The sequence below is a fragment of the Pedobacter sp. KACC 23697 genome (genome assembly GCF_045348445.1).
Classification (GTDB): domain Bacteria; phylum Bacteroidota; class Bacteroidia; order Sphingobacteriales; family Sphingobacteriaceae; genus Pedobacter.
On the sequence record NZ_CP157485.1, the window covers coordinates 3009707 to 3024134 of the forward strand.

A 14428-nucleotide genomic window follows, 5' to 3' on the forward strand; every position below is an offset into this window, starting at 1 on the left:
AATATTTTGATATTACGAATATCTTCGTACATTTGAATACGAAATAATTCGTACAACTTGTAACATATGGATAATCAGAACATCAAACCAACAGAAGGTGAAATGGAAATCCTCCAAGTGCTTTGGCAAAAGGGGAATGCAACGGTAAGAGAAGTTCATGAAGCATTGAGTAAAAAAGACTCAGGTTATACCACTACTTTAAAACTGATGCAGATTTTGCATGAGAAAGGAATGGTAGAAAGGGATACTACCCAAAAAACACACATTTATAAAGCATTGGTTAGTCAGGATAAAACTGAAAAGCAATTGGTAAACAAAATGATCGATAATGTATTTAACGGATCGGCAGCGAGGTTGGTGATGCAGGCTTTGGGTAACCATAGTGCAAGTGCAGCAGAAATTGACGAAATAAAAAAATATTTAGATAGCCTAAAGTAAGGCTATTGATGAAGGTTGATTGGTGTAGGGTTCAGATCCCTAATAAGCAGTAAATTTTCGGGTTATTCCCGCATAAAAAATTAAAACCACCGTTATGGAAACTTTATTACAACAGTTCATCAAAGCATTTGGCTGGAGTATTATAAACTCACTTTGGCAAAGCGCGATCATTTATGGCATCCTGTTTATCGTCATGTTAAGCATTCCGAAGCTGGCGTCAAAATATAAGCACAACCTCGCTTTTGGTGCGATCATGTTAATGTTTATTGGCTTTAGCTATAATATCATCCATCAGTTAACATTGAATATAAATGATCATGCCCCTGCAATCAATCCTCAAAATATTCAGGTTTACCAATATTTCAACAACCTTCCACCAAGTTTTAGCAGCAAGGCAGAGCAATATTTCCCTATTGTAGCCATATTTTATGCTATTGGTATTGTATTGCAGTTATTTGTTATTATTAAAGGCTATGGTCAGCTTTCAAAATTGAAAAAAGAAAGTTTAAGTGCTATTCCAGACAGTTGGAAAACTATTTTCGGACAAGTAACTGCCCACCTTAGCATTAACAAAGTTATTCAGTTTCACCTCTCTTCTATTGTGAACGTGCCATTGGTGATCGGTTATTTAAAACCTGTTGTATTATTTCCGCTGGCCCTGGTAAACCAATTAGACAACGATCAGGTAGAAGCGATATTAATCCATGAGTTATCGCATATCAGAAGAAATGATTTCCTGCTGAACCTCATTAAAACAGCCATAGAAACATTATTATTCTATAATCCGTTTGTGTGGATGGCTGGTAGATTTATACATATTGAACGTGAGCACGCCTGCGATGACCTGGTATTAAAAATTACAGGAAAACCATTGAATTACGCCCATGCCCTGCTTAAACTAGAATTATTAAAAGATAAAAACAGTCCGGCTTATGCACTGGCAGCAACAGGCAAAACCCAGAATTTGTATCAACGCATAAAAAGAATAACCAACATGAAAACAAATTATTTAAACGCCAAGCAGCAAATGGCGGCCTTAACTTTAGGGGTAGCCTGCCTGTTTTCTATTGCCTGGATCAACCCAACAGAGAATAAAAAAGAAATTAAAAAAACACCAAAAATTGATGTTTTAAGTGTGATTAACCACAATGATGTTAAAACTGTTGTTTACACAGATACGTCTAAAAAACGCAAAATTAAAATTATAACCATTGATGCCAATGGTAAGAAAACCGAATATAACTCGGTTAAAGAAATGCCAGATAGTCTAAGAAAAGATTTTTACAGCGATGAACTTTTTGCTGGAAAAAATATCTACAGACTGCATGCCGATAGTAATTTTAAATTTAAATTCAACGATTCGCTGTTACTTGCCAAAATAAATAAAGAATACAATTCTCCTGAAGCACAGGCCAAATGGAAAAAATTCGGTGAAGATATAGCGAAACAATACAATTCGCCAGAGGCACAAGCCAAGTGGAAAAAATTTGGTGAAGATGTGGCCAAACAATACAGTTCTCCAGAAGCACAGGCCAAATGGAAAAAGTTTGGCGAAGATGTGGCCAAACAATACAATTCGCCAGAGGCACAAGCCAAGTGGAAAAAATTTGCTGAAGATATGGCTAAGCAATACAGTTCGCCAGAAGCACAGGCCAAGTGGAAAAAAATGGGTGAAGATATGGCCAAAGAATTCGGTTCGCCAGAAGCACAGGCCAAGTGGAAAAAAATGGGCGAAGATATGGCTGCAAAAATGAACACGCCAGAGTTTAGGGCGCAAATTGATAACATCAGGATACAGGCTTTAAAATCTGCTGATGTGGTTAATTTATCGGGCTTAAGAAAATTACCATCTGATTCTATATTTAAAGGAAACAGGCAAATGCTTACCGGCCCGGATGGCGCAGTATTCTATTTCGACAATAATAATAAGGTAAAACAGACTGAGGAATATAAAAAGTTGAAAGAAAAATTCGACAGCGAGGTGAAGGAACTGAAAGAGAGAATGGAACTGAAAGAGAAAAAAGAAAAAGTTGGAGGCGGCAATAAAAGTTCAAAGGTAAGTCCGGCAGTGATGTTGTATCAGCATCAAGATTTTACAGGAGCCGATAAAGCCCTTAACACGTTAAATGCTGTAGTAACCTATAAAAAATCAGATTTTACCAATGCTGATCAGTTGGCTTTAAAAACTTATCTGAAAGTACCCAACTTAAAAATTGCCAATGATAATGTGATTAACATTGCTATCAAATAACAACATATAAACCAAACAGATCATGAACGGCGAAGATTATTCTTCGCTGTTTTTGTTTTGTAGAGTCCTGTTGAATAAATTTTAATATTTTTGCTTAGCATGCTACAAAAACTTTCTATACGTAATTACGCACTAATCGACAGTCTGGATATCGAATTCGATAAAGGCTTGAATATCATCACAGGTGAAACTGGCGCTGGTAAATCAATCATACTTGGCGCATTATCGCTAATTTTAGGTCAGCGGGCAGAAAGCAAATACTTTTTTAACCAAGATAAAAAATGTGTTATTGAAGGAAGTTTTACACTAGCTGATGAAAATCTGAAAGGACTTTTTGAAGAAAACGATCTTGATTTCTCAAAGGATAGCATCTTACGGAGAGAAATATCAATAGATGGCAAAACAAGATCTTTCATTAATGATACGCCTGTAAATTTATCAATCCTCAAACAGATTGGCGAAAAGCTGATCGACATCCACTCACAACATGCTACACAAGAAATTAACGATGCCGATTTTCAACTCTTGATTGTAGATGCACTGGCAAACCATAAATCATTGTTGACCGATTACCGCCGTGGATTTAAAAAGTTTAAATATGACACTGCATTATTAAAGAAACTGATAGCTGAAGCTGATGAAGCCAGAAATAAACAGGATTACGAACAGTTTCTGTTTAATGAGCTGGAGCAGGCAAAACTACAGGATGGCGAGCAGGAAGATTTAGAGCAGGAGTTAGAACGACTAACCCATGCCGAAACTATTAAAAGGGCGTTACTTACCTCTTCGGGATTAATTAACGAAAGTGAGCCTTCTGCCCTCCAGATTTTAAAAGAAGCTTTGTTACAACTACAGAGTATAGAAAAATTCGATCCTGCAATTAATGTGTTGTATGAGCGTTTACGCTCATCGATTATAGAAATAAAAGATATTACCGACGAGGTTTCCGGTATTGAAGAAAATACAGTGCATAGTGCAGATCGTTTAGAACTGGTTAACCAAAGACTGGATCTTTTTTATTCGCTCCAGCAAAAACATCGGGTTGCCAGCAATACCGAATTATTGGCGCTTCAAAAGCAATTAGAAGAAAACCTGAACAAACTCCTATCTTCTGATGAGCGTATCGAAAATCTACAGAAAGAAATAGATCAGCTTCAAAAAGCTTTGCATCAACAGGCCGATCAATTAAGTGCCAACCGTAAAAAAGCCATTACCGTAGTAGAAGAACAAACCGGTGTTACTTTAAAAAATGTAGGTATGCTAAGCGCCAGGTTGGTTTTACATCAAAAAGTATTGAGCGAATTGAATAAAGATGGTTTGGATGAAATAAATCTGCTCTTTACGGCCAATGCTGGTCAGGCCCCTGCACCAGTGAATAAAGTAGCCTCGGGTGGCGAATTATCAAGGTTAATGTTGGCGATAAAAGCTTTATTAGCTAAACATACTTCTTTACCGACCATTATTTTCGATGAGATTGATACCGGAATTTCTGGTGAGACCGCGCTAAAAGTTGGAAAAGTAATTGCAGATTTAGGACAGAACATGCAGGTAATTTCGATTACACACCTACCGCAAATTGCGGCCAAAGGAACATCTCACTATTTTGTTCATAAGCATGAAGACCACGGAAAAACCACAACCGGAATCCGCAAACTTAAGCAGGAAGAACGCATTGGTGTAATTGCCGAAATGCTGAGCGGGAAAAATCCAGGGGCATCGGCAATAGAAAATGCCAAAGAATTATTGGCTTAATTTATTGTGCTAATCCCATATTATGTGCCACAACAGATTGTTTTCATATCAAATCAAACTCAGTAGAGACTGTATCGTAAATTGCAACTCCTTTTGAATTTGTCACGTTAAGCCTATCGAAACGCGTTCTAAGAAATTTAAAACAGGTCTTTCGGCAAGCTCAGTATTGATAATCTCATATTTATCATACAGGCTCTGGTAAGAAAAGCACTAATAATTTTACATTATGAATTAAATATAAACTAATAAATTAGTTTATATTTATACAATGAAATCTTTTTCAGTTTTATTCTTCTTATTGGCCGTTAAAATTTGTTTCGCCCAACAAAACTACATGCTTTCGGGTATAGTTAAAGATAAACGCGGTGAGGCTTTGCCCGGGGCGGGCGTGTATGTAAGTGGCTATAAAATTGCTACGGTAACAGATAATAACGGCCAATATACCCTTCCCTTAAAACCCGGAAACTACGATATTTTAGTACAATTAATTGGCTACAAAGCGTTAAATAAAAACATAGTGATTGCTGATAAAGCTGTAAAACTTGATCTTACCCTCGAAGAAAGTGTAACTCAATTGGCAGAAGTTACGATTAAACCAGATCCGAACAGGGCCCATTATATCGCCATGTTTAAAGATTTTTTTATTGGTACGACACCAAATGCTGAGCAGTGTAAAATGGTTAATCCTAATGTGCTGCTGATTGATTATGATCATGAGGAGGCCAGACTTACGGTAAAAACAAATCAATTTTTAATTATCGAGAACCAGGCATTGGGGTATCGGATAAAATACCTGGTGAATCATTTTGAATACAGTAGCCGGACAAAGATCATCTATTATGAAGGCTTCCCCTATTATGAAGATTTAAAAGGATCGGCCTGGAAAAAAAAGATCTGGGCAAAGAAACGCTTAACTGCCTATCTGGGTTCTCCACAGCATTTTTTCAAATCACTTTATAGCGGCAAGGCAATAGCAGAAGGCTTTATCATTAATAAAATAATTACCCAGCCAAATCGCGACAAACCGTCCGATAGTGTCATAAGGGCAAATATTAAACGTTTAACCAAAATACAGGATGGCTTGCTACGAAAAACGATAAATCTCAATCATGGAGATTCGCTTAGTTACTGGATCAGGAAGAAAAACCTGCCTGATGGCATTTCCATTCTAAACCGCAGTCCTGTTGCGCAGGATACCTTGGTTCATATCAAAAATCAACATATCAAGCGCATAAACTTTACCGATAAACTATATATTATTTACACTAAAGAAAAGGAAGACCCATTATTTGCCAATCGGATAGGTTTATCCATCAACAGGCCTTTAGATATGCCCGACTATCAGATATCGACCATTACCCTACAAGTAGCACCCGTATATTTTTATGAGAATGGCGGAATCTATAATCCACGTTCTATGCTTTATGCAGGCTATTGGGGCTAGGAAAAAATTGCAGATAGTGTACCAATGGATTATTTACCACCTACTGATGTGGAGGTGAAAAATTAAGAATATGCAGGAGCCATGGAAAATGAGCCTTTCGTTTCCGAAAAAACACTACTTGTTAAATCAAGGCCGAATGAATAACTATCTCATAAAAATCACTCGCTGTGCTTAGGATGACAGCAAGTTAATTTATCAATTCGATCAAACAGCTTTAATGTAGACCAGTTCCTATGAAAGATCCATCGCTGTGCTCAGGATGACAGCAAGTTAATTTATTGATTCGTATTAAACAGCTTTGTGTAGACCAGTTTTTATGAAAGATCCTTCGCTGCGCTCAGGATGACAGCAAGTTAATTTATCAATTCGTATCAAACAGCTTTGTGTAGACCAGTTCTTATGAAAGATCCCTCGCTGCGCTCAGGATGACAGGAATTTAATTTATTGATTAGCCGCTCGCTAAGACCTTCGACGGCTGAATTGTTTATCCCACGAAACACCTACCATTGTTAAATAAACCTGACAGAGCGGGTAGCCCACAGTAGAGCGCAGCGCAACGAGGAAACAAGCGATGGCGGGACTACAGTAGCCACAGAAAACGAAACTTTCGTTTCTAAAAAAACACTACTTTTTAAATCAAGGCCGAATGAATAACCATCTCACAAAGATCCTTCGCTGTGCTCAGGATGACAGCAATTTAATTTATCGATTCGTATTAAACAGCTTTGCTATGGACCGGTTCCTTTGAAAGATCCTTCGCTGCGCTCAGGATGACAGCGCTTATTAACAAGATACATCAAATGTTAAATCTGTTAAAAATTTTCTGTCTTTTTCATAAATATTCCTCCTTTTGGTTACATTCGTCTCCATGATTAAAAGCCTTTTAGTAGCCTTTATGCTGATCATGTTGGCTACTAATGCCATTGCTCAAAACACTTTCTCAATCAGTGGCATGGTTAGGGATCAAAAAGATGGATTGCCCGGTGCAAGTATTTACTTAAGCGGATATAAAATTGCAACAGTTGCCGATAACGACGGAAGATTTAAACTTTCAAACTTAAAACCGGGCAGTTACGACCTGCTTGTACAGCTTGTTGGTTACCTCCCCTATTCTAAAAGTGTGATCATTTCAGACAAATCGGTTCAGGTAGAATTGGTTTTAAAAGAGAATGTTGCCCAGCTTGATGAAGTGGTGATCAGGGCCGATCCTAACCGGCAGAAATATATTAATCAGTTTAAGGAGTTTTTTATTGGTAAAACACCAAATGCTGCACAGTGTAAGATATTAAATCCACAGGTTTTAAATGTAGATTTTGATATTACCAAAAGTACTTTAACGGTATCTACCACAGAATTTTTAATCGTAGAAAATAAGGCATTGGGCTATCGCCTTAAATATATGCTCGATCATTTTGAATACAACTCGCGTACACACATTATTTATTACTCTGGTCACCCGTTTTTTGAAGAGTTAAAAGCTTCGGCAACTAAAAAGAAAAAATATATTGCAGCCCGTGAAGTGGCCTATTATGGTTCTTCTCAACATTTTTTTCGTTCACTTTATGCCAATAAAACAAAGGAAGAAGGCTTTATCATCAATAAAATGATCAAAATCCCCAATCCTAACCGTTATCCACAATACATCATCAATACCAATTTAGAAAAAATTAAAGCCGTACCCGAGAAAACAGGCATCAGACAAACAAAAGGGAAAATAGATACTGCCTTACTTGCCTTTTGGACGAAACAACAGGAAATGCCCAAAACTATTGATAAATTTTCGAGGGCTGAAGTACTTACTGATACCTTAGTACATGACTTTAATCAGAACTTGAAATACTTAAGTTATACCGATGCTTTGCTGATCCAATATACCAAAGAAAAAGAATCGCTGGCCTATTCTAAAACAGGCTTCTGGATATTCAGGCCGCTGGACGTTCCGGAAAATGAAATTTCAGTAGCGAATTTAACTGACGGAGGCGTGCGTTTTTATGAAAATGGTGGCATTTACGATTCCCGGTCATTGCTTTATGAAGGTTACTGGGCATATGAGAAAGTGGCCGATATGGTACCGATGGATTATGTACCACTTCCGAAGAAAGAATGACGGATCATGAAAGATTTGAGCTGGAAGATGGAAAATGGGATGATGAATTCTAAAACTAAATTGTTGAAAAGTAAGCATTTTCATCATTTAAATTTACTAAAAATATTAGTAATTTTAAATTATGATTGGCGAAGAAGAAAAACAATATTTTAAAGGACGGGGCGCTCAGGTTAATCCACACAATAAGTTTTTAAAAGATGTTTATGTAAAGGAGCATGATGAAGGAATTGACGATTGGGAGGAAAATGATCGTAAAACTTCTTTCATCTTCGAAAATTCAAAAACCATTGTAAACAAAGTAGATAGTCCGGATGTGGGTATGGCCTATTCCTTAAATCCTTATCAGGGTTGTGAACACGGTTGTACTTATTGTTATGCCCGCAATTCACATCAATATTGGGGCTATAGCGCCGGAATAGAGTTTGAACGCAAAATAATCGTTAAAAAAGATGCGCCAACACTGTTTAAAAAGTTCCTGGAGAAAAAAGGCTGGGATGCCACCACTATTTCTCTTTCCGGCAATACCGATTGCTACCAACCTGCCGAAAGAAAATTTAAGCTAACCAGGCAATTACTAGAAATTGCACTGGCTTATAAACAACCTATTGGGATGATTACCAAAAATTCGCTTATCCTTCGTGATCGGGATATTCTGAAAGAGATGGCCAGGTTAAACCTCTGTATGGTTTACGTTTCCATTAATAGTTTAAATGAAGATTTACGACAGGTAATGGAACCACGTACTGCAACGGCCAAACAACGGCTAAAGGTGGTAGAAGAACTCAGTAAAGATGGAATTCCAGTAGGCGTAATGGTTGCCCCGCTTGTTCCCGGTTTAAGTGATCATGAAATTCCGAAAATTCTAAAAGCAATAGCCAGTGCGGGGGCCATTAAAGCGGGTTATACAGTTGTACGGCTCAATGGCGCCATTGGTCAGATATTTGAAGATTGGCTGCAGCAAAATTTTCCCGATCGTTTTGACAAAGTCTGGCATTCGATACAGAGTTGCCACGGCGGTAATGTAAATGACAGCCGGTTTGGCGATCGGATGCGTGGCGATGGTAATATTTCACAGATGATCAGGGATAACTTCAGACTGCATTGCCGTTTAAATGGCTTAAATGTGAAAGATATTATTTTAGACCATACCTTATTTAAGGTTCCGAGTAACCAGGTGAGTATGTTTTAACATCATTCAACCTTTTTTCCAAGAAATTCTGGAAATTGGCAAATGGTCTTTCATTTTATTCAATGGTGTATATAGCCATTCCTTAATCAAACAGGCTAAACCAGGCGATTTCAGGTTACAACCGGCACATGGAGGATCATTACATCCACAAAAACCAGGTGAGGACCTGATTGCTACCGCGCAACAATACGTTGATTTATTTGCCAGAAACTGTCTTTATGCCCGTGTTGATGGCACTTTCGTAAACGGTGATTTTTTACTGATGGAGTTGGAATTGATAGAACCGTTTTGTTCTTAAATACCGAGCCACAGATTTATGAGCGGTATTATCAGGCTTTAAAGGAGTTGATGTAAAGAGAATCGTCATTGCGAGGAGGACCGACGAAGCAATCTTAAAGCGTATGCTATTGGCTTTTACTTATAAGATTGCCTCGTTGGCTGAAAAGCCTTCTTGCAAGGACGAACTATGCTATTTAGCAGCAAAAACCTGTACCCAATAAAGATCTGTTTTAGCTGCACCCATTTCTTTAAAAGATGCACTCATGATATTCTTACAATGGCTTTCGCTGGCTATCCAGTCGTTAAAAACCTGTGCTTCTGTAGTTTGTCCTGATGCGATATTCTCGCCTACAGCTGTCCAGCTATAACCTGTAGCGGAAACCCTTGCACCAACAGTTTCGCCATTTGCAGAGGTATGTACCATACTTTTGATAGATGCCATGTATTTGCTTTGATAAATTGCAGCTGAAGCCAGACTGGCATTCCAGGTTAAAGCTGCAACAGGTGACATTTTAGTACTACCGCAGTTACAGCCAGCTAAACGGGTATCATTAACCAGTTTTAAAAGCACCTCGTTACTGATGTTTGTTGCAGTAGAAAGTTCTATTTTTAATGTTGGTGATGTGGCATCCGGCGTGTTATTATCATCCGTTCCTTTCTTACAGGATAAGGTACAGCATAACGCTATGCACATGAGTGGAAAAACAATAGACTTCATTTTATAGTTTGTTTGAGGAAAGGTACAATGATTTTTTTAAAAAAATCATTCACATGCATCTTTTTCACACTTCTTGAACAACAAAGTCAGAATAATCCAAAAAAAACTCCCAATCTTTATCGGGAGTTTTTTCGGTTATTTACTTGAAGAATCTTCTTCTTGTTTTGGCTCTTCTTTTTTCTTTTCGCCTTTTTTGTGATTAATCGAAACCACTTCGGTAGTTTTATCATAATCAATTTCTAAAACATCACCATCGGCCAGTTCGCCTTTGAGGATCTCTTCGGCGATCGGATCTTCTAAATATTTTTGAATGGCTCTTTTTAACGGACGCGCACCAAAATTACTATCAAAACCTTTGTCAGCAATATATTCTTTTGCATGATCAGTCAATGCAATTTCATAACCAAGGGTATGAACGCGACCGAATAAAGCTTTTAACTCAATATCGATAATTCTGAAGATTTCATCTTTACCTAAGCTATTGAATACCACTACATCATCTACACGATTCAGGAATTCAGGAGCAAAAGCACGTTTTAATGCACTTTCAATTACACCACGGCTATGAGAATCGGCCTGGTTTGTTTTCGCTGTTGTAGAAAAACCTACACCTTGGCCAAAATCTTTCAACTGACGGGCACCAATGTTAGAAGTCATAATGATGATCGTATTTCTAAAATCAACTTTACGTCCCAAACTATCTGTTAACTGTCCTTCGTCCAAAACCTGTAATAAGATATTAAATACATCAGGGTGTGCTTTTTCAATCTCATCCAATAAAATTACGGCATAAGGTTTTCTTCTCACTTTTTCAGTTAATTGCCCACCTTCTTCGTAACCAACGTATCCCGGAGGCGCTCCAACTAAACGCGAAACAGCAAATTTCTCCATATACTCACTCATGTCAATCTGAATCAGGGAATCATCACTATCGAACATGAAACGGGCCAATTCTTTTGCCAGTTCTGTTTTACCTACTCCTGTTGGACCTAAGAAAATGAAAGAACCAATCGGTTTTTTAGGATCTTTTAATCCTGCTCTTGTACGTTGGATGGCCTTGGTCAATTTTTTGATCGCATCATTCTGACCGATAATTTTCTCAGCCACTTTATCGTACATATTCAGCAGCTTGGCACTGTCTGTTTGCCCCACACGTTGCACCGGAATACCAGTCATCATTGAAACCACTTCAGCTACATTGTCTTCAGATACTTCGTAGCGTTTAGTTTTGGTTTCCGCTTCCCACTCTGCTTTGGCTTTATCTAATTCTTCAATTAAATTTTTCTCTGTATCACGTAGTTTTGCAGCCTCTTCATACTTCTGGCTACGTACTACCTTGTTTTTCTCTAATTTGATATCTTCAATTTTGGCTTCGATATCAATAATATTCTGAGGAACATGGATATTGGTCAGGTGAACACGCGAACCGGCCTCGTCTAAAGCATCAATGGCTTTATCTGGCAAGAAGCGATCGGAAATATAACGCGAGGTTAAAGTAACACAAGCTAAAATAGCTTCTTCTGTATACGTTACACCATGGTGTTCTTCGTACTTATCTTTAATACGGGTTAAAATCTCAACTGTTTCATCTGGCGTAGCGGGTTCAACCATTACTTTTTGGAAACGACGGTCTAAAGCACCATCTTTTTCAATGTATTGACGGTATTCATCTAACGTTGTAGCCCCGATACATTGAATTTCGCCCCTTGCCAAAGCAGGTTTGAACATATTGGATGCATCTAGCGAACCAGATGCGCCACCAGCACCCACAATGGTGTGGATCTCATCAATGAATAAAATTACATCGGTTGATTTTTCCAGCTCGTTCATCACGGCTTTCATACGTTCTTCGAACTGGCCACGGTATTTTGTACCGGCCACCAGCGATGCCAAATCTAACGTGACTACCCGTTTACCAAAAAGTACACGCGAAACTTTACGTTGCACAATACGCAAGGCCAAACCTTCAGCAATTGCCGATTTACCAACACCTGGCTCACCGATCAAAATCGGGTTGTTCTTTTTTCTGCGGGATAAAATCTGTGATACGCGTTCAATTTCTTTCTCGCGGCCTACAATTGGATCTAAACGACCCTCTTCAGCAGCTTTTGTTAAATCACGACCGAAATTATCCAGTACGGGGGTCTTAGATTTTATATCTGAAACTTTTTTAGGCGTACTAAAGCTTTCCTCTTCGCGATAATCATCATCACCTCCTGTGGAAGCGCTGTTGGAGATATCATCTCTGAAACCATTTTTATTCACTTCGACCTCCTGTTTAAAAACATCATAAGTAACGCCATATTGCAATAAGATCTGTGAGGCGATGTTATCATCATCTCTCAAAACCGATAACAGCAAATGTTCAGTACCAATTAAATCGCTTTTAAATATTTTAGCTTCTAAGTAAGTAATTTTTAAAACTTTTTCCGCCTGTTTAGTCAATGGAATATTGCCCAGGTTCACTGTAACACTCGAAGTACCGCGAACAGCATCTTCAATTGAGCGGCGCAATTTACCGGTATCAACTCCTAACGATCTTAAAATTTTTATTGCCATACCATCGCCTTCGCGGATGAGGCCCAATAATAAATGCTCGGTTCCGATGTAATCGTGCCCTAAGCGGAGCGCTTCCTCCCTACTAAAAGAGATTACATCTTTAACCTGTGGTGAAAATTTTGCTTCCATAATACCTTTCTTAACAGCTACGTCCCTAAACTATAAAATAACTTTATAAAAACGAACGTACTGTTTTCTTTATTTTATCAACAATTGCGCCATATGGGTGGATAAAGAGGCTTTAAAATGCCTGAGAACCCAAAATTTAATGTAAGATTACTATTCTGATAAATATTATTTTATTTATATCTATCTACGTAATAAGTGTTCTAAAGGTTTTAAATGGACATTTATTAAAAACATCCGATTGCAGACATTATATTGTCTGTTTATTGTAAGGATTTTTTGGCCATCGGAAACTGACAATATGTATCGTTTTACTGAAGCAATTTACAAGTTTTGACAGAAAAACAAAAAGAACATGACATCATTTAATAATTTTATCAGATAGTCATTAACCGACATCCAATCCACCAGCATTATAGCCTTAATACGATTAACTGTAATTAGATTGTTTTTGTTTTTAACATCGTAATTTATTATCAGGCAAACATCTTTACCAAATAAAAATTAGAAAAGATCATTAAAAGCAATTGTTATCCTGAGGGATAAAACCAACTGTTGATTAAACGTAAGATGGCCACAGTATTTAGCTGTGGCCATCTTACGTTTAAAATCTTTTATTGTGAGTATGGTTATTTCAAGATAGTAGCAAGATTGTTAACCTGAAAATCATTGGGGTTATCCACTTCAGATTGGTATTAATTTACCAGTTAATACCAAGGTTAATCTCGAAGTTTCCTGCGGTATAACCGCTTAAGTTACCCGTTTGTGTGGTATACGCGGTATTGATCATGTATTTTTTCTTGTAATGTAAACCAACGCCAAAACTTGCAGCTTTACTGGTATGATACATAGCTGTAAATAATAACTGTTGGTTTGCAACTCCCAGTTGACCGCCGATATCCACAATATCGGCAATTCCCGTAAAAGAGCGGTAGGCCACTTTTGGCTGAAACAAGCTTTCTCCGAGATCAATTTTGTATCCTGCTGCTGCATAAACAGCAGGCGTATTGATTAATTTTAAGTTATCCCTATTGAAATAATTTTTAAGGTTCACCAATGCAAAATCCAAAACAAAGTGCTGTGAAGTTAGCCCAACTCCAAAATCACCATCAAAATAGGTTCTGTGATCTGTATTGTAAACACCTACCTGCGGATCATTCGGATTTCCGATCAGATCTTGCATATCCACCCGCTGGTTTATAAAACCCGCGGATAAACCAAAATGTAATTTAGCAGATCCATTAAGCGGTAAATGATAGGCATAACTTGCCAGAATTCTCGTTTGCCTTTGCAAGCCGGCTTTATCCAGATTCATGTTCAGTCCTACCCCTACTTTTTCCCATCCATAAGTGGCGCTTAGGTTTTGTACCATCGGAGCACCAGGAATATTATTCCATTGTGAACGGAAAGTGAGGTCTGCAGTTGCACCTTCTGCTAATCCGGCCATGGCCGGATTAGCAAGATAGGTGTTGTTAAAATATTGGTTTAATAATGGACTGGTCTGCGCATTTACCTTCGAAACACCGATAAGAGCAGCCAATATCAATAATGTTTTTTTCATCCTT

General features: G+C 37.9%; 9 protein-coding genes. 6 read left to right on the forward strand and 3 right to left on the reverse strand.

Annotation, left to right across the window (positions count from 1 at the left end):
* Nucleotides 1-66: 66 nt before the first annotated feature.
* The 6 genes from ABEG20_RS12025 (at nucleotide 67) to ABEG20_RS12050 (ending at nucleotide 9181) form a co-directional block, all read left to right on the forward strand.
* Nucleotides 67-438 carry a BlaI/MecI/CopY family transcriptional regulator gene (locus ABEG20_RS12025; RefSeq protein WP_406823581.1) on the forward strand — a complete coding sequence of 124 codons (372 nt, stop codon included), beginning with the start codon at nucleotides 67-69 and terminating at the stop codon, nucleotides 436-438.
* Nucleotides 439-532: 94 nt separating this feature from the next.
* On the forward strand, nucleotides 533-2689 hold the full coding sequence (locus ABEG20_RS12030) for a M56 family metallopeptidase (RefSeq protein WP_406823582.1): 2157 nt from the start codon (nucleotides 533-535) through the stop codon (nucleotides 2687-2689).
* A 99-nt stretch (nucleotides 2690-2788) separates the two neighbouring features.
* Entirely contained in the window at nucleotides 2789-4441 is a 1653-nt protein-coding gene (recN, locus tag ABEG20_RS12035) for a DNA repair protein RecN (protein WP_406823583.1), read from the forward strand.
* Between the two features lie 268 nt (nucleotides 4442-4709).
* Nucleotides 4710-5885, forward strand: coding sequence for a carboxypeptidase-like regulatory domain-containing protein (locus ABEG20_RS12040; protein WP_406823584.1), 1176 nt, complete (start codon nucleotides 4710-4712; stop codon nucleotides 5883-5885).
* 868 nt (nucleotides 5886-6753) lie between these two features.
* Nucleotides 6754-7992, forward strand: coding sequence for a carboxypeptidase-like regulatory domain-containing protein (locus tag ABEG20_RS12045; RefSeq protein WP_406823585.1), 1239 nt, complete (start codon nucleotides 6754-6756; stop codon nucleotides 7990-7992).
* Nucleotides 7993-8113: 121 nt separating this feature from the next.
* Nucleotides 8114-9181 (forward strand): PA0069 family radical SAM protein, encoded by a 1068-nt coding sequence (locus tag ABEG20_RS12050; protein WP_406823586.1) that lies wholly within the window; start codon nucleotides 8114-8116, stop codon nucleotides 9179-9181.
* Between the two features lie 469 nt (nucleotides 9182-9650).
* Here the strand turns inward: ABEG20_RS12050 and ABEG20_RS12055 are convergent, their stop codons facing one another.
* The 3 genes from ABEG20_RS12055 to ABEG20_RS12065 form a co-directional block, all read right to left on the reverse strand.
* A complete protein-coding gene (locus tag ABEG20_RS12055) occupies nucleotides 9651-10178 on the reverse strand; it encodes a CAP domain-containing protein (RefSeq protein WP_406823587.1) in 528 nt (175 codons plus the stop codon).
* Nucleotides 10179-10313: 135 nt separating this feature from the next.
* Nucleotides 10314-12866, reverse strand: a complete 2553-nt coding sequence (locus tag ABEG20_RS12060) for an ATP-dependent Clp protease ATP-binding subunit (RefSeq protein ID WP_406823588.1) — start codon at nucleotides 12864-12866, stop codon at nucleotides 10314-10316.
* A 697-nt stretch (nucleotides 12867-13563) separates the two neighbouring features.
* The gene (locus ABEG20_RS12065; RefSeq protein ID WP_406823589.1) at nucleotides 13564-14424 is read right to left on the reverse strand and encodes a PorP/SprF family type IX secretion system membrane protein; all 861 of its coding nucleotides are present in this window, start codon (nucleotides 14422-14424) and stop codon (nucleotides 13564-13566) included.
* Nucleotides 14425-14428: the final 4 nt, after the last annotated feature.